Origin of the sequence: Pelagibius marinus (genome assembly GCF_014925385.1) — a bacterium.
GTDB classification, from domain to species: Bacteria; Pseudomonadota; Alphaproteobacteria; order Kiloniellales; family Kiloniellaceae; genus Pelagibius; species Pelagibius marinus.
Genome location: NZ_JACSDK010000021.1, coordinates 1 through 20,107, shown reverse-complemented (window position 1 = coordinate 20,107; position 20,107 = coordinate 1). Strand labels below are relative to the sequence as shown.

General features: G+C 66.9%; 17 protein-coding genes. 6 read left to right on the top strand and 11 right to left on the bottom strand.

All coding sequences use genetic code 11. The annotated features are described in order from the left end of the window. Window positions 1–76 precede the first annotated feature (76 nt). Window positions 77–2,302 carry a CHASE2 domain-containing protein gene (locus tag H7X47_RS24800; protein ID WP_193371470.1) on the top strand — a complete coding sequence of 742 codons (2,226 nt, stop codon included), beginning with the start codon at window positions 77–79 and terminating at the stop codon, window positions 2,300–2,302. 29 nt (window positions 2,303–2,331) lie between these two features. Here the strand turns inward: H7X47_RS24800 and H7X47_RS24795 are convergent, their stop codons facing one another. From H7X47_RS24795 to H7X47_RS24785, 3 genes are all read right to left on the bottom strand, one after another. Beyond that, a complete protein-coding gene (locus H7X47_RS24795; RefSeq protein ID WP_193371469.1) occupies window positions 2,332–2,679 on the bottom strand; it encodes a hypothetical protein in 348 nt (115 codons plus the stop codon). Window positions 2,680–2,865: 186 nt separating this feature from the next. Then, entirely contained in the window at window positions 2,866–3,180 is a 315-nt protein-coding gene (locus tag H7X47_RS24790) for a hypothetical protein (RefSeq protein ID WP_193371468.1), read from the bottom strand. 56 nt (window positions 3,181–3,236) lie between these two features. Next, window positions 3,237–3,569 (bottom strand): hypothetical protein, encoded by a 333-nt coding sequence (locus H7X47_RS24785; RefSeq protein WP_193371467.1) that lies wholly within the window; start codon window positions 3,567–3,569, stop codon window positions 3,237–3,239. A gap of 169 nt (window positions 3,570–3,738) precedes the next feature. On the opposite strand from H7X47_RS24785, the gene gabD reads away from it, so the two are divergent. Continuing rightward, window positions 3,739–5,226 (top strand): NADP-dependent succinate-semialdehyde dehydrogenase, encoded by a 1,488-nt coding sequence (gene gabD, locus H7X47_RS24780; protein WP_193371466.1) that lies wholly within the window; start codon window positions 3,739–3,741, stop codon window positions 5,224–5,226. A gap of 81 nt (window positions 5,227–5,307) precedes the next feature. Here the strand turns inward: gabD and H7X47_RS24775 are convergent, their stop codons facing one another. After that, entirely contained in the window at window positions 5,308–6,540 is a 1,233-nt protein-coding gene (locus tag H7X47_RS24775; protein ID WP_193371465.1) for an SAM-dependent methyltransferase, read from the bottom strand. A 363-nt stretch (window positions 6,541–6,903) separates the two neighbouring features. On the opposite strand from H7X47_RS24775, the gene gor reads away from it, so the two are divergent. Further along, window positions 6,904–8,280, top strand: coding sequence for a glutathione-disulfide reductase (gor, locus tag H7X47_RS24770; protein WP_193371464.1), 1,377 nt, complete (start codon window positions 6,904–6,906; stop codon window positions 8,278–8,280). 115 nt (window positions 8,281–8,395) lie between these two features. On the opposite strand, the gene H7X47_RS24765 is transcribed toward gor, so the two are convergent. The 3 genes from H7X47_RS24765 to gltX form a co-directional block, all read right to left on the bottom strand. After that, window positions 8,396–8,707 carry a GIY-YIG nuclease family protein gene (locus tag H7X47_RS24765; RefSeq protein WP_227010794.1) on the bottom strand — a complete coding sequence of 104 codons (312 nt, stop codon included), beginning with the start codon at window positions 8,705–8,707 and terminating at the stop codon, window positions 8,396–8,398. A 121-nt stretch (window positions 8,708–8,828) separates the two neighbouring features. Continuing rightward, entirely contained in the window at window positions 8,829–10,211 is a 1,383-nt protein-coding gene (gene cysS, locus H7X47_RS24760; protein ID WP_193371474.1) for a cysteine--tRNA ligase, read from the bottom strand. A gap of 207 nt (window positions 10,212–10,418) precedes the next feature. Beyond that, on the bottom strand, window positions 10,419–11,759 hold the full coding sequence (gltX, locus tag H7X47_RS24755) for a glutamate--tRNA ligase (RefSeq protein ID WP_193371463.1): 1,341 nt from the start codon (window positions 11,757–11,759) through the stop codon (window positions 10,419–10,421). Between the two features lie 481 nt (window positions 11,760–12,240). On the opposite strand from gltX, the gene H7X47_RS24750 reads away from it, so the two are divergent. The 3 genes from H7X47_RS24750 to H7X47_RS24740 all read left to right on the top strand — a co-directional run bounded on the left by H7X47_RS24750 (window position 12,241) and on the right by H7X47_RS24740 (window position 15,717). Continuing rightward, window positions 12,241–13,605 (top strand): globin-coupled sensor protein, encoded by a 1,365-nt coding sequence (locus H7X47_RS24750; RefSeq protein WP_193371462.1) that lies wholly within the window; start codon window positions 12,241–12,243, stop codon window positions 13,603–13,605. Continuing rightward, entirely contained in the window at window positions 13,589–13,807 is a 219-nt protein-coding gene (locus tag H7X47_RS24745; RefSeq protein ID WP_193371461.1) for a hypothetical protein, read from the top strand. The genes H7X47_RS24750 and H7X47_RS24745 overlap by 17 nt, the downstream gene beginning before the upstream one ends. 404 nt (window positions 13,808–14,211) lie before the next feature. Next, a complete protein-coding gene (locus H7X47_RS24740) occupies window positions 14,212–15,717 on the top strand; it encodes a methyl-accepting chemotaxis protein (RefSeq protein WP_227010792.1) in 1,506 nt (501 codons plus the stop codon). Window positions 15,718–15,750: 33 nt separating this feature from the next. Here the strand turns inward: H7X47_RS24740 and H7X47_RS24735 are convergent, their stop codons facing one another. The 4 genes from H7X47_RS24735 to H7X47_RS26400 all read right to left on the bottom strand — a co-directional run bounded on the left by H7X47_RS24735 (window position 15,751) and on the right by H7X47_RS26400 (window position 19,694). Beyond that, on the bottom strand, window positions 15,751–17,436 hold the full coding sequence (locus H7X47_RS24735; protein ID WP_193371460.1) for an NAD+ synthase: 1,686 nt from the start codon (window positions 17,434–17,436) through the stop codon (window positions 15,751–15,753). Window positions 17,437–17,499: 63 nt separating this feature from the next. Further along, entirely contained in the window at window positions 17,500–17,961 is a 462-nt protein-coding gene (locus H7X47_RS24730) for a SufE family protein (RefSeq protein ID WP_193371459.1), read from the bottom strand. A 24-nt stretch (window positions 17,962–17,985) separates the two neighbouring features. Beyond that, window positions 17,986–19,176 (bottom strand): nicotinate phosphoribosyltransferase, encoded by a 1,191-nt coding sequence (locus H7X47_RS24725; protein ID WP_227010791.1) that lies wholly within the window; start codon window positions 19,174–19,176, stop codon window positions 17,986–17,988. A 155-nt stretch (window positions 19,177–19,331) separates the two neighbouring features. Next, window positions 19,332–19,694 carry a YjiS-like domain-containing protein gene (locus H7X47_RS26400; protein ID WP_319633683.1) on the bottom strand — a complete coding sequence of 121 codons (363 nt, stop codon included), beginning with the start codon at window positions 19,692–19,694 and terminating at the stop codon, window positions 19,332–19,334. Window positions 19,695–20,107 lie beyond the last annotated feature (413 nt).

Below are 20,107 nucleotides of genomic sequence, written 5' to 3'. Positions count from 1 at the left end.
CGGCAATGGCGGCGGCAACGGCGGCGGTAACGGCGGCGGGAATGGCAAGGGCAAGGACAAGTAGCCGGGGTGCTGTATGAAGGTCACGACCAGGCGCGGCTCGGCCTGCCTTCTGGTGTGCCTGGTGACGATCGCCGCCTTCGCCGGAGGCGCACTAGAGCCCCTTGAACGGCCCTTGATTGATCTAAGGATGCGTCTCCTCGAGCGGGAGGCGCATCCTCAGCCGATTGTGATCGAGATCGATCCCCAGTCGATCAGCGCCATCGGCCGCTGGCCCTGGCCGCGGTCGCTGCACGCTCTGTTGCTTGACCGGCTGACGGCAGCCGGTGCCGGCGACGTATTCCTCGATATCGATTTCAGCCTGCCCAGCGAGGAGTCGGAGGACGCGGCCCTGGAGGGCGCGCTGTCGCGCCGTGAGGGTCATACCCTGCTGGCGGCGTTCCGGCAGTGGAGCGAGGCGCAACAGGCCTATGTCGACATCGGCCCGCTGCCGCGCTTTACCGTCCAGGGGCGGCTCGTCTCGGCGAACCTCATCCCCTCCCAGGACGGCCTAGTACGCGAGGTGCCGATGTCGCTGCCCTGGCGCGGCAGCAAACTGCCGGGGGTGGCAACCGCCATGTTGCAGCTCGACGCCGCGGTGCAGCGGAGTTTTTTCATCGACTTCGGCATCGACACTTCGAGCATCGCGCGGCTTTCCTACATCGATGTGGTCAGCGGCAACGTTGGTCCCGAGCTCCTGGCCGGGCGTCCGATCTACGTCGGCGCCACGGCGATCGAGCTGGGCGACATGCTGGCGGTCCCCAATCACCGCGTGATGCCGGGCATCGTCGTTCAGATGCTGGCGCTGCAGTCCTTGATGCTGGAACGCGATTTACAGCGCCTGCCGTTCTGGCTCATGGTCCTATCGGTCTGCGGCTTCGTGCTGCTGCTTGCGTTTCTGACCCGGCAGCGCAGCTACAACACGAACCTGTTGATCATATGCGGGGGCAATGCCCTGCTGTGGGGCGGGGCGGTCGCCGTGCAGGCGGCGGCGCCGGTGGTTCTGGATGTTGTGCCCTTTACCCTGGCTTCCTGCGGAACCGGCGCCTTGTCCTTCCTGTTGCGCTTTCGCAGCGTCGCAGCCAGTCTGGTCAACGAGACCCTGGCCCGCAACCGCTCGGAAAAGCTGATGGGCGCCGTCGCGCAGAACGCCTTCGACGCGCTGATCACCGCCGACAGCAATGGCGCCATCCGTTCCATCAACAAGGCCGCCAGCGAGATGTTCGGCTTGACGCCGGGCGCGGCCGAAGGGCGCGCGCTGGCTGAACTCCTCGCGCGTCCCAACGCGCTCTCCCGGCAGCCTCTCGCCGGGGCCCTGCGGCAGATCAAGAGCGCCGGGCGTCCCCGCCGCCTGGTCTGCCGGCGCAGCAACGGTGAGCTGTTTTACGCGGATCTCACGATCGGTGAGCTGGTCGAGGACGGCGCGAGCGTATTCGTTCTGATGGTGCGCGACATCGACCGGCGCGTGAAGGCGGAGCGGCGGCTGCTGACGCGCGAGCGCGAGCTGCGGCGCGCCAAGACCGACGCGGAGGTGGCCAACCAGAGCAAGACCGAGTTCCTGGCCAACATGAGCCACGAGCTGAAGACGCCGCTCAACGCCATCATCGGTTTTGCCGAAATCATGGAGCAGGAGCTGCTGGGCCCGGTCGGCAAGCCGCAATATCTGGCCTATGCCAAGGACATCCGTGAAAGCGGGCAACGGCTCTACCACACGGTATCGGATGTGCTGGAATTCTCCCGCATCGAGATCGACGACCTGGTGGTGCAGGACCAGGCCTTCAGCCTGCTGGAGCTCTGCCACCGTATCGCCTCCCGCCTGGCGCCCCGGATCGCCGAGAAGTCGCAGCACCTGGAAACCGTCTTGCCGGCGGCTGAGCTGCGGTTCCGGGGAGATGAGCGCCTCCTGGGGCTGGCGCTGGCTCACATTCTCTCCAATGCGGTGAAGTTCACCCCGCCGCAAGGCCGGATCGGACTGACCCTCGAGGATCACGCCGACGGCGGCATCGCCATCACGGTTTCGGATAACGGCGTCGGCATCGAGCCGGACAAGATCGAAAGCTGCTTCGACGCTTTCACCCAGGCCAATAGCGGCCTGGAGCGCTCGCACGAGGGGGCCGGCCTGGGACTGACCCTGGCAAAGCGCTTCATCGAATTGCACCAGGGCACGATCGTCCTGCAGTCGGAACTAGGCCAGGGCACGACGGCCACCATCACCTTGCCGGAGGCACGCCGGGAGGCGGGCGACCTGCTCCGTTCGGCCTGACCAGCCGGCGGCGCGGTCCCGGCCGGCGTTTAGTACGCCGACAGGCCGGGGAGGCTGCAGCTGCCCGTGGTGTAGGACTTCTGCACGAGGCAATGGCGCGTCATGTTGATGACCAGATGGCCGTCGCTGCAGGAGCTGAGCTCGACCCAGGCATCCAGGCGGTAGTTGCTCGCGGAGCGCGCGCCGCCGGAACGCTTGACGACTTTCACCGATTTCACCTCCGACTGCGGCACCGCCAGGTCCCTAAGGGTCCGGTCGATCTGCGCCTGGCAGGTCGCAGCGCCGGCGGCGCCGGCCGTGAGGGCCACTGGAAGGGTAAGGGATAGGGCGAGGGCCGCGGCGAGGGCGGTCGCAGGACGGGGGAGGCGCAGAGTCATGGAGGAAGGCTCCTGAGGGGATGTCTTCCCTTCAAAATGGGGCGCGGAGCGCATTTCCCAAGGCGGTGCGACCCTGGGATGCATAAATGGCATGGCAGGCGCCGCGGTTCGCCGGAGGAGCCGGCCTTCACTACTCCAGACCCGGCTTGCCGACCTCAGGTGCCGGCGACCGGGGCGAGGGCCGGGTCAGTAGGCGGTGACGCTCTCCAGCCGGCATTCCCCGCGGGTGTAGCTCTGGCGCACGAAGCAGGTGCGGGTCATGTCGATGACCAGGTAGCCGTTGTTGCCGCAGGCCTGCAGCCGTACCCAGGCGCGCACGCCCAGCACGTCGGGGCCATTTTCATTGGGATTGTACTTCTGCACGTAGCGGATGCTGGTGATGTCGGCCTGGCCGAGGTTCAAGCGCGCCAGTTCCGACTCGGCCTTGCGGTTGCAGTCGAGCGCCTCGGCGGGCGCGGTCAGAAGGGCGAGGGCAGCAGAGGCAAGCAGCAGGCGGCGCATCGTCGGGTCCCGCGAAAATGGCAAGGTAGAGGCGGCACAGGCAAAATGGGGGCCGCTCAGTAGTTTGACAAGCCTTCCACCCGGCAGTCGCCGCGGGTGTAGCTCTGGCGGACAAAGCACTTGGCGGTCATGTTGATGACCAGCCAGCCGCTGCAGGAGTTGAGGCGCACCCAGGCGTCGACGCCGAAGATCTCGGGACCGAAGTCGTCGGCGATGTTCACCCGCTCGATGATGCGGACGCTTTTCACCTCGCCCTCCGCCAGGGGCAGTTCCTCCAGGTGTTCCTCGACGACGTCGGCGCAGCGGGTCGAATCCGCGGCCTGCAGGCCGGCCGGTAAGAAGCAGGCCGTGGCGAGAGCGGCGGCAAAGAGGGCCGGGCGCAGGATCATGAAAAGGGCCTCCAGGTTACGCGGTGCGGCTGCGGCCGGCCGGCAGATACTCTCCTGCCCCCATGAATGGGCGGTGGCTGGCCTTTTGCCGCTCCGCCTGACAGGTCTATACTCGCCGCCAAGATCTGACAATGCCGGCATCGCGGCCGGCCACAGTGGAGGACCCCAAATGACCGCACAAGCGCAGAAAATCGACGCAGCCACGCCGCAGCTCTCCGATCCCAGGCTGTTCCGGGAGCAGTGCTACATCGACGGCCGCTGGGCCGACGCCGACAGCGGGGCGATCATCGAGGTGACCAACCCGGCCAGCGGCGAGGTGCTGGGCACCATCCCCAGGATGGGCGCCGCCGAGACCCGCCGCGCCATCGAGGCCGCGGAAAAAGCCTGGCCGGCCTGGCGTGGCCTGCTGGCCAAGGAGCGCGCCAACATCCTGCGCAAGTGGTACGACCTGATCCTGGAGAACCAGGAGGACCTGGCCCGTCTCATGACCCTGGAGCAGGGCAAGCCCCTGGCCGAGGCCAAGGGCGAGGTGGTCTACGGCGCCAGCTTCATCGAGTGGTTCGCCGAGGAAGCCAAGCGCATCTACGGCGACACCATCCCGCAGCACCAGCCCGACAAGCGCATCGTGGTGGTGAAGCAGCCGGTCGGCGTCGTCGCCGCGATCACGCCGTGGAACTTCCCCAACGCCATGATCACCCGCAAGTGCGCCCCGGCCCTGGCGGCCGGCTGCCCGGTTGTGATCAAGCCGGCGACCCAGACGCCCTATTCCGCTTTCGCCCTGGCCGAGCTGGCCGAGCGCGCCGGCATTCCTGCGGGCATCATCAACATCGTCACCGGCTCCGCCAAGGAGATCGGCGGCGAGATGACCCACAGCCCCATCGTGCGCAAGCTGTCCTTCACCGGCTCGACCGAGGTCGGCAAGCTGCTCATGGAACAGTGCGCCTCGACCATCAAGAAGGTCTCGCTGGAGCTGGGCGGCAACGCGCCCTTCCTGGTCTTCGACGACGCCGACCTGGACGCGGCGGTCGAGGGCGCGATCATCTCCAAGTTCCGCAACACCGGCCAGACCTGCGTCTGCGCCAACCGCATCCTGGTCCAGGAAGGTGTCTACGACGCCTTCGCCGCCAAGCTGTCGGAGGCGGTGAAGAAGCTGAAGGTCGGCCCCGGCCTGGAGGAGGGAGTCAGCCAGGGCCCGCTGATCGACGCGGCGGCCCTGGAGAAGGTCGAGGAGCACGTGGCCGACGCCACCGCCAAGGGCGCCAAGGTGGCCCTCGGCGGCGCCCGGCACGAGCGCGGCGGCACCTTCTACCAGCCGACGGTCCTGACCGACGTGACCACCGACATGAAGGTGACTCGCGAGGAGACCTTCGGCCCGGTGGCCCCGCTGTTTCGTTTCAAGACGGAGGAAGAGGGCGTGGCCCTGGCCAACGACACCGAGTTCGGCCTCGCCTCCTACTTCTTCGCCCGCGACATGGGCCGCGTCTGGCGCGTCGGCGAAGCCCTGGAGACCGGCATGGTCGGCATCAACACCGGCCTGATCTCCACCGAGGTCGCCCCCTTCGGCGGCGTCAAGGAGTCCGGCATCGGCCGCGAGGGCTCCAAGTACGGCATCGACGAGTTCCTGGAGGTCAAGTACCTCTGCATGGGCGGCGTGTGACGCCGACGCCGCAAGGCTGAACAAGAAAAGGGGCCGGCCCGTAAGGACCGGCCCCATTGCTTTTGACGCTTCGGGCGCGCCTTATTCCGCGGCCTGGCTGGCCTCTTCGGCGCGCTTGTGCTCCCACTCGTAGATGTAGTCGCGGGTCAGCGGCACGGCGTTGATGTCCTTGGCGATCTGGATCTGGAAGACCATGAGCCCCTGGTGGCGGAAGCCCATCTCGCAGCCGATCAGGTAGGCCTCCCACATGCGGCAGAAGCGCTCGTCGTAGAGTTCCTTGATCTTGTCGCGGTTGGCCTGGAAGCGTTCCTCCCAAATGCGCAGCGTCTCCGCGTAGTGGATGCGCAGCACCTCCACGTCGGTGACGATCAGCATGGCGTCTTCGATGACCGGCAGCACCTCGCCCAGGGTCGGCACGTCGGTGCCCGGGAAGATGTACTTGCGGATGAAGGGGTTGACCGGGCCCGGCTCGTTCACGCGCCCGACCGAGTGCAGGACGAAGACGCCGTCGTCGGCCAGCAGGTCCTTCACCTTGTCGAAGAACTCGCGGTAATTCTTCTTGCCGACGTGCTCGAACATGCCGACTGAGACGATGCGGTCGTACTTGTTGCTGTCCTCGCGGTAGTCGCGCAGGTGGAACTGCACGCGGTCGTCCAGGCCGGCCTTCTTGGCGCGCTCCTGGCTGACCTTGTGCTGCTCGGTCGACAGGGTGACGCCGGTCACCTCGCAGTCGCCGGCCTGGGCCAGGTAGAGGCCGAGGCCGCCCCAGCCGGAGCCGATGTCCAGCAGCTTCATGCCCGGGCGGTCGAACAGCAGCTTGGCGGCCAGGTGCCGCTTCTTGTCGGCCTGGGCCTGCTCCAGGCTCTCGTCGCCGTTGCGGAAGTAGGCGCAGGAGTACTGGCGATCGGCGTCCAGGAAGAGATCGTAGAGCTGGCCCGAGAGGTCGTAGTGGTGGGCCACGTTCTTCCGGGCCTTGCCGATGGGATTGTACTGCTTCATGCGGCGGACGTGGCCGCCCAGCGCGAAGCCGAACCTCACCAGCCTGTTGTTTTCGAGATGATGGTAGTTGCGCGCGAGCTGGCCGATGAAGTCACGCAGGGTGCCTTCCGTGAGGTCGACTCCTCCGTCCATGTAGGCTTCGCCGAGATAGAGCGGGGGATTCAAGACCAGCTTGTATTCAAGGTGCCGCTTGTGAATTTGCATGGTGCAGCGGGGCCCTGAACCGTCGCCGCAGTCATGGATTTTGCCGCTGGCGTCGATGATACGCAGATTACCGGACTTAATAACCTTCTGCAGAAGCTTCTGGAACAACATGGTTCAACTCCGGATGTCCTTCCCCTCATTCGCCTTAGGGGCTTATCGTTCGTTATGCCTTTAATTGTTTCATCCCTATCAGTATCTTGGCCCGATCTTTTGAACCGTGCAACTGTCTGAGACTTTGGCCCTATCTTCCGAGGGTTTCGCCCCTCCCGGAGTCGGCGAATTCCCTGGATCCGTAAGGTTAAGGGGCTCTCCCGCCCGCGACCGCCCGTGAGGTTGCGGTGCAGCGTAGGCCTCCCTAGATTGACCCCTAGGCAGGCGCGCGGCCGCCGGTGATCCGACGGGGCCCGGTTCAGGGACAGTTGCCTGACCGACCCAGGTTAAATCAGCGGTGCCGGAAATCTCGAAGGATAAATTATGGCCGGGTACGACTACGATCTCTTTGTCATCGGCGGCGGCTCCGGCGGGGTCCGGGGCGCGCGCATGGCCGCGGCGACCGGGGCCAGGGTGGCCATCGCCGAATCCTACCGCTACGGCGGGACCTGCGTGATCCGCGGCTGCGTGCCCAAGAAGCTGCTGTCCTACGCCAGCCATTTCCACGAGGACTTCGAGGACGCCGCCGGTTTCGGCTGGTCGGTGCCGGAGGCCTCCTTCGACTGGGCGGCCCTGATCGCCAACAAGGACCGGGAGATCGACCGCCTGGAGGGCGTCTACGAAAAGCTGCTGTCGGGCGCCGGGGTCGAGTTCTTCCACGGCCACGCCCGTCTGCTCGACGCTCATACCATTGAAGTCGGCGACAAGAGCTTCACCGCCGAAACCGTGCTCATCGCCACGGGCGGCACCCCGACTTTCCCCATGGAGCCGGGCTGGGAGCACGGCATCTCCTCCAACGAGGCCTTCCACCTGGAAGAGCTGCCGGGGCGCGTGGTGATCAACGGCGGCGGCTTCATCGCCGTGGAGTTCGCCGGCATCTTCAACGGCCTGGGCAGCGAGGTGACGCAGGTCTACCGTGGCCCGCAGATCCTGCGCGGCTTCGACGACGACGTCCGCAACACCCTGGCCGGGGAGATCGTCAAGAAGGGCATCAACCTCATCGTCGAGACCACCATCGACCGCATCGAAAAGCGCGAAACGGATCTGCTGGTCCACCTCTCCGACGGTTCGGAGATCGAGTGCGACCTGGTCATGGCGGCGACCGGGCGCAGCCCCAACGTGCACAACCTGGGCCTGGAGGAGGTCGGCGTGGCGCTGGCCAAGAACGGCGCCATCCAGGTCGACGAATTCTCCAAAACCTCGGTCGACAACATCTACGCCGTGGGCGACGTGACCGACCGCATCAACCTGACGCCTGTGGCGATCCAGGAAGCCATGGCCTTCGTCGACACGGTGTTCCGCGGCACGCCCAGGGCCATGGACCATGCCGACGTGCCCTCGGCCGTGTTCAGCCATCCGCCGGTCGGCACCGTCGGCCTCACCGAGCTGCAGGCGCGCGAGCGGCATGGAGAGCTGGACATCTACCGCTCCACCTTCCGCCCCCTCAAACACACTCTGTCCGGCCGCGACGAGAAGACCATGATGAAGCTGATCGTCGCCAAGGACAGTCAGCGCGTGGTCGGCGTCCACATGGTCGGCCTCGACGCACCGGAGATCGTCCAGGGCATGGCCGTCGCCATCAAGGCCGGCGCCACCAAGCAGTGCTTCGACGCCACCGTCGGCATCCACCCCACCGCCGCCGAAGAGTTCGTCACCATGCGCGAGCCCATCCCCGGCGACCAGGCCAAGGCGGCGGAGTAGGGCGCACTTCATTGAGATGGATGCTCGGGTCAAGCCCGAGCATGACGATTGGAGAGGTAGAAAGGGCGGGGCTTTCTCTTATGCCGTCACCCTCGGGCTTGACCCGAGGGTCCATTTATCCGCCGCTCAGGCCGTCCCAGAGATCGATCCATTGCGGGTTGTCGTGCTCGATCAGGGCGATCTTCCAGTCGCGGTTCCAGCGCTTCAGGGCTTTCTCTCTGCGGATTGCCTGCTCCGGACTGTCGTGGATCTCGTAGTAGACCAGCGTCTTCACGCCGTGCCGCTTGGTGAAGCCGTCGGCCAGCGCCTCGCGGTGCTCGTAGACACGGCGCACGAGATCGTTCGTCACCCCGATGTAGAGGGTTCCGTTGGGCGCGCTGGCCAGGATGTAGACGTAGTACTGCACGGCCAGGAGTTGGCGGCACAATGGATGCTCGGGTCAAGCCCGAGCATGACAGGTGGGAGTAGGCAAGGCGCAGATGCGTGTCCCACACCCAATCGTCACCCTCGGGCTTGACCCGAGGGTCCATGGGTCGGCTAGGTCCGGTCTAGTCCCCCCGCTTCCAGGTGGTGCCGCCGGGGCCGTCTTCCAGGACGATGCCTTGCGCGGTCAGTTCGTCGCGGAGGCGGTCTGACTCGGCGAAGTCCTTGGCCTTGCGGGCCTCGGCGCGGGCCGTGATCATCGCTTCGATCTCGTCGGCGGTGAGGCCGCCTTCCGCCGAGTCACCCTTGAACCAGGCTTCCGCGTCGCCTTCCAGCAGACCCAGCAGGTGACCGCCGGCAAGAAGCGCGCCGGCCAGCTTCCGCTTCTCGGTATCGTCGCCCGCCTTGTGGAGCGCCGTCGCCACCTCGTGCAGCTCGGCGATGGCCAGCGGCGTGTTGAGGTCGTCGGCCAGCGCCGCGACCAGCTTTGCCGGCGGCGCCATGCCCGCCTCCGCGTCGAGGCCGCGCAGCGCGCCGTAGAGGCGGTCGAGCTGGCCCTTGCACTCGGCGATCTTCTCGCGGGTGATGTCCAGTGGCGCGCGGTAGTGGCCGGAGAGCAGCGCCAGGCGGATCGCCTCGCCGCGCAGGCCTTCCTCCAGCAGCTGGCGCACGGTGAAGAAGTTGCCCAGCGACTTCGACATCTTCTCGCCGTTCACCACGACATAGCCGTTGTGCATCCACACCTTGGCCATGATCGGCGTGCCGTGGGCGCAGCGGCTCTGGGCGATTTCGTTTTCGTGGTGCGGGAAGACCAGGTCCAGGCCGCCGCCGTGGATGTCGAAGGTCTCGCCCAGGTGCTCCGCCGACATGGCCGAGCACTCGATGTGCCAGCCCGGGCGGCCGCGGCCCCAGGGGCTGTCCCAGCCGGGCTGGTCCTCATTGCTGGGCTTCCACAGCACGAAGTCGGCGGGGTCCTTCTTGTAGGGCGCCACGTCGACGCGGGCGCCGGCGATCAGCGCGTCGCGGTCCAGGCGCGCGAGCGCGCCGTAGTCGTCCATGGAAGGCACGGAGAACAGCACGTGGCCCTCGGCGGCGTAGGCGTGGCCCTTGGCGATCAGCGCCTCCATCATGGCGATCATCTGGCCGATGTGCTGGGTCGCGCGCGGCTCCACCGTGGGGCGCAGCGCGCCCAGGGCGTCCATGTCGTCGTGATAGGCCTTCGTGGTGCGCGCGGTCACGGACTCGATGGGCTCGCCGGTCTCCTTGGAGGCCTGCATGATCTTGTCGTCGACGTCGGTGATGTTGCGCGCGTAGGTGACGTGGCCGGCGCCGTAGACGTGGCGCAGCAGGCGGAAGAGCACGTCGAAGACCACCACGGGACGCGCGTTGCCGATGTGCGCCAGGTCGTAGACCGTGGGCCCGCAGACGTACATGCGCACGCTCTTGGGGTCCAGGGGCGCGAAGGGCTCCTTCTTGCGCGTCAGGGTGTTGTGAAACTGCAATTCAATGGAAGTCATTGGGGGAGTCGTCCGGATCGTCTGGAAGGGGCCGGGCTCACCCGGCCATGCGAAAGCGGCTGCCCCCTAGTCGTTTGGGGGCCTTACGGCCGGCAGGTCAGACATCGCGCGGGACAGAGATCGATCCGGGTCATCATGGGGCGGACTTTACAGGCCTCGGGGTGAGGGTCAAGTGCGGCGGCCCCACGACGTGACTGCCTAGGCGGTCTTGCCGAGCAGACGGGCCTCGGCCCGCTCGCGGCCGATGAGGGGCAACAGCGCCTTCAGCTCGGGCCCGTGGTCGAGCCCGGTGAGCGCCAGGCGCAGCGGCAGGAAGAGGGCCTTGCCCTTGCGCCCCGTGGCCGCCTTCACCGCCCCGGTCCAGGCGCTCCAGGTGGTTTCGTCCCAGGGCTCCGGCGGCAGCAGCTCGGCGGCCTGGCGGGCGAAGCCGGCGTCCTCGATCTGCGGGATCACCGGGCCGCGGCAGATGTTCTGCCACACCGCCGCCTCGGCCAGGCGGGTGAGGTTGGGACGGATCGCCGCCCAGAGATCGGCATCGAAGCCCTGGGGCAGGCGATCGGCCACGGCCTCGAAGGGGGTCACGTGCAGCAGGCGGGCGTTCAGGTGCTCCAGCTCGGCGGGGTCGAACTTCGGCGTCGCCCGGCCGAAGCGCGAGAGGTCGAAGCCCTGGGCCAGGGCGGCTAGGTCGGGCAGGGGCTCCACCGGGTCCGGCGTGCCGAGGCGCGCCAGGTAACAGTTGAGGGTCATGGCCTCCAGGCCGCTCTCGCGCAGAGAGGCCAGGGAGAGGGAGCCGAGGCGCTTGGAGAGGGATTCGCCGCCGGCCCCGGCGATGAGGGAGAGGTGGCCGAAGGCCGGCACCCTGGCTTCCCCTGGGCCTCCGAGGGCCTGGAAGAGCTGCACCTGCACGGCGGTGTTGGCGACGTGGTCCTCGCCGCGCAGCACGTGGGTGACTTCCAGCTCGATGTCGTCGACCACGGAGGTCAGGGTGTAGAGCGGGCGGGCGTCCTCGCGGATCAACACCGGGTCGCTGAGGTTCTCACCCTGGAAGGAGACGGGCCCGCGCACCAGGTCGTCCCAGGCGATCTCGCCGGGTTCCAGCTTGAAGCGCCAGTGGGGGCGGCGGCCTTCGGCCTCCAGCTTCGCCCTGTCCTCATCGCTGAGGTTCAGGGCGCCCCGGTCGTAGATCGGCGGGCGGCCGGCGGCCAGCGCCACCTTGCGCTTCAGGCCCAGTTCCTCCGGCGTCTCGTAGCAGGCGTAGAGCCGCCCGGCCGCCTTGAGGCGTTCGGCGGCGGCGCTGTAGCGCTCCAGACGTTCGGACTGCACCGCCTTCTCGTCCCATGTCAGGCCCAGCCAGCGCAGGTCGTCCTCGATGGCCTGGGCGAATTCGGGCGTCGAACGCTCCGTGTCGGTGTCGTCGATGCGCAGCAGGTAGCGCCCGCCCTGGGCGCGGGCGAAGAGCCAGTTGATCAGCGCCTGGCGCGCGTTGCCGACGTGCAGCAGACCGGTGGGGCTTGGGGCGAAACGGACTTTCAGCGTCAAGCAGGGCCTCAGCAAGGCGAGGACAGCAGGGCCAGAAGGCGGCACCGGGTCCCGAATATGGGCGGTCCGTGAGCGACCACCAAGGTCACCCGCCGCCGCGGGCCCTAACTACCACCCCTGCCACAGAATCGCAAAGACCCTGCAGCGGCTCGCGGCAGCCTGCGGCCGCTAGCCTGGCAGCACCCTATACTTCCGGATAGGATCGTATAGTTCAAAAGGATATGTAAGTAATACTCATGTATAGTGACATGAATATAACAATATATAACCCAGAAGCCGATTATTAATTAAATAATTCTTTAAGTTTATTTGAGAAATTCGCTGGTGTCTGCAACGCGACCTACAAGTTACCGGTATGCACATGCCCTTATCAAGTCAATCAAAAGTTGTGGATCTGCCGCGTTTCACTGATTCCGGGCCCTATGACATGGGAATGCGATGGCTGCGGCTCCGTGCCGCTTTGCCTAGTTAGGAGAGTCTTATGTCTCAATCCCTGTCTCGCGCCAAGAAACTCGCCTTTCTCCGCCTCGATGATGAGGCGCGGTCTTTGCTCAGCGCGTTCCGCCCCGCCGTGGAAGAGATGATCCCGGCCATTCTGGATCAGTTCTACGACCATATTCGCGAGGACGAGGCGCTGGGGGCGATGTTCGCCGACGAGGCACACATCGCGCATGCCCGCGAGGCGCAGGCGCGGCACTGGATGCGCATGTTCTCCGGCAGCTTCGATGACGAGTACTTCGAATCCGTGGCGCGCATCGGCAAGGCGCACTGCCAGCTGGGCCTGGAACCGGGCGCCTACATCGGCGGCTACGGGCTGGTGAAGCAGGCCTTGATCGGCGAAGTCTTGAGCCGCGTCGCAGGTGGCCTGGCCCTGAACGCCAAGGTGCGGGTGGAGAAAGCCAGCCGGCTGATCCAGGCGATCGACAAGGCGATCTCGCTGGACATGGATCTTGCCATCTCGGTCTACCTCGCCGAGAAGGACAACGATTTTTCCCGCCGCCTTAACGACCTGGGTGATCAATTCGGTGAAGTGATTGCCGGGATTTCCCAGGCACTGTCGCAGTCCTCGGCCGGTCTGTCGAGCGAGGCGGAGGGTCTGCAGCGCAACTCCGAGGGCACGGCGACACAGGCCGAGAGCGCCAAGCAGGGCGCCGAGGAGGCCAACTCCAACGCCCAGGCCGTGGCCGCCGCGGTGGAGGAGCTTTCCGCTTCCATCGGCGAGATCGCGTCCCAGGTGAGCGACGCCGCGCGGGTCACCGACGACGCCGTGAGCAAGGCGGCGAATATGACCGGCAGTGTCGGCGGCCTCAACGAGGCGGCCGAGAAGGTCGGCGGCATCGTCCGCCTGATCGAGGAGATTGCCGAGCAGACCAACCTCCTGGCGCTCAACGCCACCATCGAGGCGGCGCGCGCCGGCGAGGCGGGCAAGGGCTTTGCCGTGGTCGCCGGCGAGGTGAAGTCCCTGGCCCAGCAGACCGCCAACGCCACCGGCGAGATCGTCGGCTACGTCCGGGAGATCCAGGAGGCGACCTCCGGCGTCGGCAGCCAGATCGACGACATCTCCAAAGCCATCGGCCAGATGGGCCAGACGTCAAACGCCATCGCCTCGGCCATTGAGGAGCAGACATCCGTCACGCACGAGATCTCGCGCAGCGTCACCGAGACCTCGACCGGCGTGGGCGCGGTGCTGGAGGCCATGCAGTCGGTGCTGGCCGCCGCGGAGGAGACCCGACGGAGCGCCGGCCAGGTGACCTCGGCTTCCGACAACGTGCGCGGCAAGGCGCAGGAACTGGACGACCAGTCGAAGGCCTTCATCGAACGTATCCGCCATGCAGATCAACGGTAACAGGGGGACCGAGATGAATGACCTCCCCAAACCGAAAAACAAGGCGTGCGGCGATCGGTTGATCGGCAAGCTTTCGCTCACCACCTGCCGCCGCATTTCTACCGAGTCCCGCCCCGCAGTTCTTCGCTTCACCCCTGAAGGCCTGCGTGGCGAACACCGCACCGTAAGGGGGATCTCACCCCCCGAGCCGGTGCAACTCTGACCGGGGTCGTCGGGCTTTCCCCTTGGCCCGCGCCCCGGTCGTTCCTCACTTCGTCTGTAACTCCAGCCCCGGCGGTCACCGACCTGCCGGGGCATTTTTTTCGCGCCGAAGAATTTTTTCCCCGGCCTTGGCAGCAACTCTTGCGGGTTTCCTTCGCTGCTCCGCGGCTTCCGGTATGCCTTTGCGCGCCGATCTGCTTCGCGGCCGCGAATCTCTTCCTGCGGAGATTAGCCGGCAAAAGCGACCTGCCTAGGCAGTCTGCCTATGCGACAGGAGGTCACAGGCTGCGTCGCCGTTTGATTAACCCTTTTTTATAAGGGGTTATTCTTTAGTAGCCCGGGAAACAATTGATAGTGCTCGGCTTTCTGCCGGTTCCCGCACGCCGCAACTTTTGGAGCTCCGCCATGTTGGCAAGCCTTCGCCCTCGCAGCTTTGCAGGGCCGTCCTTCAACCGTACCGACCTGCTGCACATGTTGGAGGCCTTGCCGACGGCGGTGATGACCTGCGACCTGGCGGACTTCCGCATCACCTATGTGAACAAGGCCTCCCAGACTCTCTTGCAGGCGCTGCAGACGGTGCTGCCCTTTCCGGCCGAGGAGATCGTCGGCAAGTCGGTCGACATGTTCCACAAGGACCCGCAGCGCATCCGCGCCATCCTTGCCGATCCGCAGCAGCTGCCCTGGAAGTCCCGCTTCGCCTTCGGCGCGGAGTACATGTCGGTCGAGGTGACGGCGATCATGGACGCGCGCGGGCGCTACCTCGGCCCGCTGCTGTCCTGGAACATGGTGACCGACGTGGTGCGCAAGGAGCAGGAGACCGAGCGCCTGCTGAACATGATGGACCAGACCCCGGTCAATGTGATGATGGCCGACAAGGACACACTGGAGCTGATCTACCTGAACAAGACCAGCCTCGACACCCTGCGGCCCCTGGAGCACCTGCTGCCGGTGCCCGTCGACAAGCTGCAGGGCACCTGCATTGACGTCTTCCACAAGAACCCGCGCATGCAGCGCGAACTGCTGGCCGATGCCTCGCGCCTGCCGCACCACGCCAAGATCACCCTGGGCGACGACATACTGGACCTGAAGATGTCCGCGGTCACCGACCGCGCCGGCACCTACATCGGGCCGATGGTGACTTGGTCGGTGGCGACCCAGCGCGAGCGCCTGGCCGACGATTTCGAGTCCGGTGTGGGCCAGGTGGTCGAGGGCGTCTCCGTGGCCGCGAGCCAGGTGAAGGGCAACGCCGACAAGCTGACCGGCACCGCCGAGGAGACGCGCGCCCAGGCCCAGTCGGTCGCCGCCGCCTCCGAGCAGCTCACCGCCTCGGTGCAGGAGATCGCCCGCCAGACAACGACCTGCGCCCAGGTCGCCGGCCGTGCGGTGGAGGAGGCCGAGCGCTCCAGCAAGCTGGTCACCGGGCTTTCCGTCGCCGCGGAGAAGATCGGCGAGGTGGTGAAGCTGATTTCCGACATTGCCGAGCAGACCAACCTGCTGGCGCTCAACGCCACCATCGAGGCGGCGCGCGCGGGGGAGGCCGGCAAGGGCTTCGCCGTGGTCGCCGGCGAGGTCAAGTCGCTGGCCACCCAGACCGGCAAGGCGACCCAGGACATCGCCACCCAGGTGGCCGAGATCCAGGGCTCGACGGAATCCGCGGTGCAGGCCATCGCGGCCATTTCCGGCGTCATCACCGAGATCAGCGAGGTGACCACCGCCATTTCCGCCGCGGTCGAGGAGCAGGAGGCCGCGACCCAGGAAGTGACCGGCAACATTGTCGGCGTCTCCCAGGCCTCGGGCGAGACCGGCACGGCGGCGGGCGAACTGCTGGAAGCGGCGACGGATCTCGGCGGCCAGGCCGAGGAGCTGAAGCGCCGGGTGGCGCAGTTCCTGACCGAGGTCCGCGCGAGCTGACCGGCCCGTCAGGCGGGGCCGTGACCTCCCGCTTTACGCGGGGCCACGAAAAGCGTTGGTGATCGGGTAGCGTCGGTCCTTGCCGAAGGCGCGGCGGGTGATCTTCACGCCGGGGCAGGCCTGGCGGCGCTTGTACTCCGCCAGCTCCAGCATGTGCCAGACGCGGTTCACCAGCTCGCGGTCGTGGCCGCGCGCGGCGATGACGTCGACGCTTTCCTCGCCCTCGATCAGCCCGCGCAGGATGTCGTCCAGCACCGGATAGGGCGGCAGGCTGTCCTCGTCCTTCTGGTCGGGCTTCAGCTCGGCCGAGGGCGGCTTGGTGATGATGCGCTCCGGAATGACCCGCCCTGCCGGGCCCAGCGCGCCCGGCGGCAGCGCCTGGTTGCGCCAGCGCGCCAGCTCGAAGACCATGGTCTTGTAGAGGTCCTTCATCGGGTTGAAGCCGCCGACCATGTCGCCGTAGAGCGTGGCGTAGCCGACCGAGACCTCGGACTTGTTGCCGGTCGACAGCACCATGTAGCCGAGCTTGTTGGAGATCGCCATCAGGGTCAGGCCGCGCGAGCGTGCCTGGATGTTCTCCTCCGTCGTATCGGCCGCATAGCCGTTGAGGATCGGCTGCAACATCGCGTCGAAGGCCTTCATGGCCGGCTCGATCGAAACTCTGTCGATCTCGATGCCCATCAGCTGCGCGGCTTCGGCCGCGTCGTCCAGGCTTTCCTGGCTGGTGTAGGGCGAGGGCATCATCACGCTGTGCACCCGTTCCGGCCCCAGGGCGTCGACCGCCACGGCGGCGGTCAGCGCCGAGTCGATCCCGCCGGAGAGGCCCAGGATGACGCCGGGAAAGCGGTTCTTGTTCACGTAGTCGCGCAGGCCCAGGATCAGCGCGCGGTAGGCCAGCTCCAGCTCGCTGTCCGGCGCCACCTGGCGTCCCGGCGCCGCAGCCCAGCCGCCATCCCCGCGCCGCCACTCGACCACGTCAAGCGCCTGCTCGAAGGCGGGCAGTTGGACCGGCAGGCTGTGGTCGGCGTTGAGGGCGAAGGAGGCGCCGTCGAAGACCAGCTCGTCCTGGCCGCCGACCTGGTTCACGTAGATCAGCGGCAGGCCGGTTTCGGTGACGCGCTGCACGGCGAGCTGCATGCGCTCTTCGATCTTGTCCATCTCGAAGGGCGAGCCGTTGATGACCACCAGGATCTCCGCGCCCGACTCCTCCAGGCACTCGCTGACGTCGGGGTACCACATGTCCTCGCAGACCATGACGCCCAGCCGGACGCCGCGGAAGTTCACCGGGCCGGGCAGGGGGCCGGCGCCGAAGACGCGCTTTTCGTCGAAGACGCCGTAGTTCGGCAGCTGGTGCTTGGTGCGGTGAGTGGTGACCTTGCCGCCGTCCAGCACGTAGGCGGTGTTGAAGACCTTGCCGAACAGCGGCGGTTTCGCTTCCGGGTCCTGGCGCCAGGGGCCGCCGATGATCATGCCGGGACCGCCGTCGGCGGTGTCCGCGGCCAGGGCCTCGATGGCGCCGAGGGCGGCGTCGAGAAACATGGGCTTCAGCACCAGGTCCTCGGTGGGATAGCCGGTGATGACCATTTCCGAGGCGACCACCAGGTCGGCGCCCGCCGCCGCGGCCTCGGCCCGCGCCTTGCGCAGCAGGGCCAGGTTGCCGGCGATGTCGCCCATGGTGGGGTTGCACTGCGCGAGCGCGATCTTCAGAGCGTCAGCCATGGCAAATACTTACCCCGGCCCTGGGGGGAGCGGCAAGGCGGCGCGCAGCAACCCAGCTTTGCGTCAGGCGCCGGCGGCAGCTTCCTTGGCGGCCAGGGCGCGGATGCGCTCGACCATGGAGAAGAGGCCATTGGCCCGGTTGGGGCTCAGGTGCTGCTCGAAGCCGAGCTTGCCGATGGCCCCCTTGATGTCCGCCGCCAGGATCTCCTCCGGCGTGCGGCCGTCGTAGATCTCCATCAGCACGGCGATGAGCCCTTTGACGATGTGGGCGTCGCTGTCGGCGATGAAGTGCAGGGTGGGCGGTGAGCCGGGGCGGACCTCGTCGACGATCCAGACCTGGCTGGTGCAGCCGCGCACCTTGGTCTCCTCGGTCTTCAGAGCCTCGTCCATGGGCTCCAGCTTGCGCCCCAGGTCGATGAGGTAGCGGAAGCGGTCTTCCCAGTCGTCCAGGAAGGAGAAGTTGCCGATCAACTCCTCGATCCTGGAATCAATGGAGGTGCCGTCTGCGGTCGTGGGGTCAGTCATGGCCGGGGTTATGGGTCAGGCGGGCTAGCGGCGCAACAGGAACTCGCGGCCGACCTTCACCCGCGGCACGCCGTCGTACTCCACCACGTCGGCCGTGGCATAGGTTTCCGACCACTTCGAGGGCAGGTAGGAGCCGGTGCCGATGACGTCGACCGGGGCCTGGGCCTCGGCCATGAGGCGGCACTTGGCCGGCCCGAAGCCGGAGGAGGCGACGATCTTCACCTTGTTGAAGCCCTCGCGGTCCAGGCACTCGCGCATGCGCCAGACGGCGGCGGCGGAGACGCCGGGGCCAACCAGGTAGCGCAGCTCGTCGTCGGAGCGGTAGCCGCGCAGGGCGCCGGGGGCGTTGCGCTCCAGCACCGCGTAGGATTGCGGCGGGTCCAGCCCCTCGATGAAGCGCCCGCCGGGGGTGTCGATGCGCACCGCCAGGCTGCCAGCCGCGGCGCGCCGGGGGAAGCGGCGGCAGCAGGTGAGGGCGTCGGTGACCTCGCGGGCGAAGTAATCGACCAGCACGGTCATGGGCTCGTCGGGGAAGGTCTCGTCGTACATCTCCGCCGCGCGCAGGGTCGAGCCGGCGTAGCCGATGAAGGCGTGGGGCATGGTGCCGCGCCCGGCGTCGATCCCGAAGTAGTGGGCGGTGGCGTCGGTGGCGTTGCCGATGAAGCCGACGGCGCCGACCTTGCGACGCGCCCGTTCGGAGCCGACAGAGGCGGCATAGGCCATCAGCTCGGCCATCTCGGTGCCGGCGCAATGCCGGGCGTCCATGGCCAGGAAGGCGACCTTGGGCAGGTCGGCGCACATGGTGTAGGCGTTGTAGGCGGCCACGCAGGCGGGCCCCAGTTTCTGAAGCAGCAGGGTCTCCAGGTCCGAGAGCAGCGACAGCGGCCCGCTGACATAGAACATGGGCTCGCCGGCGCCGACCCACTTGCCCTCGGGGTAGCGCAGGTCGATCTCGAAGTTGACGCCACGGCGCCGGCCGATGTCGGCCAGCCAGTCGAGCGCCAGGCGCGGCGCGGAGATCACCGGGCGGCGCATGAAGATGGCGTAGGTCGCCTGGATGTCGCCGAAGCGCTCCACCGCCTTGCGGGTGCGCTTGAAGTAGACGTCGGTCCAGGCGGAGATGTCGTCCTCGGCGGTCGGCCAGCCGACGCCGCAGGCGGTCACCTCCTCCGCCTTGGTCTCAGGGCTCTTGGGCCGGCTCGGGCCTTCGGGCATCGGTTTTCCTTCCACAACGTGCCGCTTTCGGGCTCACAGCAGCCCTCCGCGTGTTCTGTTGCGGTGAAGTCTAGCGCGAAGCCCCATAGCCAGGCCAGAGGGCCCAAGCGAATGGCTGGGCTGCAGAAGGCTGGAAGCTGGGCTGGAGTCTGAGCCTAAGCCGCTTTGGCCCGGTCGCGGATCTCCGCGCGGCGCGCCTCCACGGCCTGCTGGGCGTGCTCGCGGGCGATGCGCCGGATGTCGAAGCGACTGATGCCCAGATCCCTCAGTTCGCGGTCGTTGTAGCCCGCCAGTTCGCGCAGGACGCGGCGCTCGGTCTGGCGGCGGATCTGCAGAGAGGCCACCGCGGCCTCGATATCCGTGGCGAGGTCGCTGCGGTTGAAGCCGATGTCGGCCAGCAGGCGGTCGCTGCGCAGGGCCAGCATTTCGCGCAGGGCCCGGCGTTCGCCGAAGCGGCGCAGGCCGTCGAGAAGGCGGGTGGTCCAGGACGCCGGCGTCTGGTTCTGATTTTGGGGCATTGGGGTCATCTTCGAAACTCCGTCGAAACGGACATTTCCAACCCGGTGGTGTTCTTGTCCGCCCGACAGGACGCGGGCGCTTGTTTCTCAACTAGGCGCGATGCGGGCCTTGGTCAATGGAAAAATGCTGCGGCGCACAAAATAGAGTTCATGCGTGAGACAAATTTCCTAACTTTTAAGGTGAGATTAAAAAAAGCATTTGAACACATGATGTTACGTGAGAAGCGGCTGGGCAGCGCAGCCGTGATACCCGTCGGATTCGAGGAAACAGGGCCGCCTTTGCGCGGAATCTTCTGCGCCGCAGCATGGCGGCTGCAGGCGTTGTGGAGGGAGTACAGAGAAGGGGCCCCGGGGGGGCCCGCCGCGGGGCCGCGCGGGGGCACTCCACAGGAGGCGGGGGCCCTCTTGGGTCC

Excerpts from the sequence above, each read along its gene's own strand:
- H7X47_RS24775 (WP_193371465.1), bottom strand. The coding sequence starts at position 6,540 with ATGTTGTTCCAGAAGCTTCTGCAGAAGGTTATTAAGTCCGGTAATCTG.
- H7X47_RS24735 (WP_193371460.1), bottom strand. The coding sequence starts at position 17,436 with ATGGCTGACGCTCTGAAGATCGCGCTCGCGCAGTGCAACCCCACCATG.
- H7X47_RS24745 (WP_193371461.1), top strand. The coding sequence starts at position 13,589 with ATGCAGATCAACGGTAACAGGGGGACCGAGATGAATGACCTCCCCAAA.
- H7X47_RS24800 (WP_193371470.1), top strand. The coding sequence starts at position 77 with ATGAAGGTCACGACCAGGCGCGGCTCGGCCTGCCTTCTGGTGTGCCTG.
- H7X47_RS24725 (WP_227010791.1), bottom strand. The coding sequence starts at position 19,176 with ATGCCCGAAGGCCCGAGCCGGCCCAAGAGCCCTGAGACCAAGGCGGAG.
- H7X47_RS24730 (WP_193371459.1), bottom strand. The coding sequence starts at position 17,961 with ATGACTGACCCCACGACCGCAGACGGCACCTCCATTGATTCCAGGATC.
- H7X47_RS24785 (WP_193371467.1), bottom strand. The coding sequence starts at position 3,569 with ATGATCCTGCGCCCGGCCCTCTTTGCCGCCGCTCTCGCCACGGCCTGC.
- gabD (WP_193371466.1), top strand. The coding sequence starts at position 3,739 with ATGACCGCACAAGCGCAGAAAATCGACGCAGCCACGCCGCAGCTCTCC.
- H7X47_RS26400 (WP_319633683.1), bottom strand. The coding sequence starts at position 19,694 with ATGCCCCAAAATCAGAACCAGACGCCGGCGTCCTGGACCACCCGCCTT.
- H7X47_RS24790 (WP_193371468.1), bottom strand. The coding sequence starts at position 3,180 with ATGCGCCGCCTGCTGCTTGCCTCTGCTGCCCTCGCCCTTCTGACCGCG.
- H7X47_RS24795 (WP_193371469.1), bottom strand. The coding sequence starts at position 2,679 with ATGACTCTGCGCCTCCCCCGTCCTGCGACCGCCCTCGCCGCGGCCCTC.
- gor (WP_193371464.1), top strand. The coding sequence starts at position 6,904 with ATGGCCGGGTACGACTACGATCTCTTTGTCATCGGCGGCGGCTCCGGC.
- H7X47_RS24740 (WP_227010792.1), top strand. The coding sequence starts at position 14,212 with ATGTTGGCAAGCCTTCGCCCTCGCAGCTTTGCAGGGCCGTCCTTCAAC.
- H7X47_RS24750 (WP_193371462.1), top strand. The coding sequence starts at position 12,241 with ATGTCTCAATCCCTGTCTCGCGCCAAGAAACTCGCCTTTCTCCGCCTC.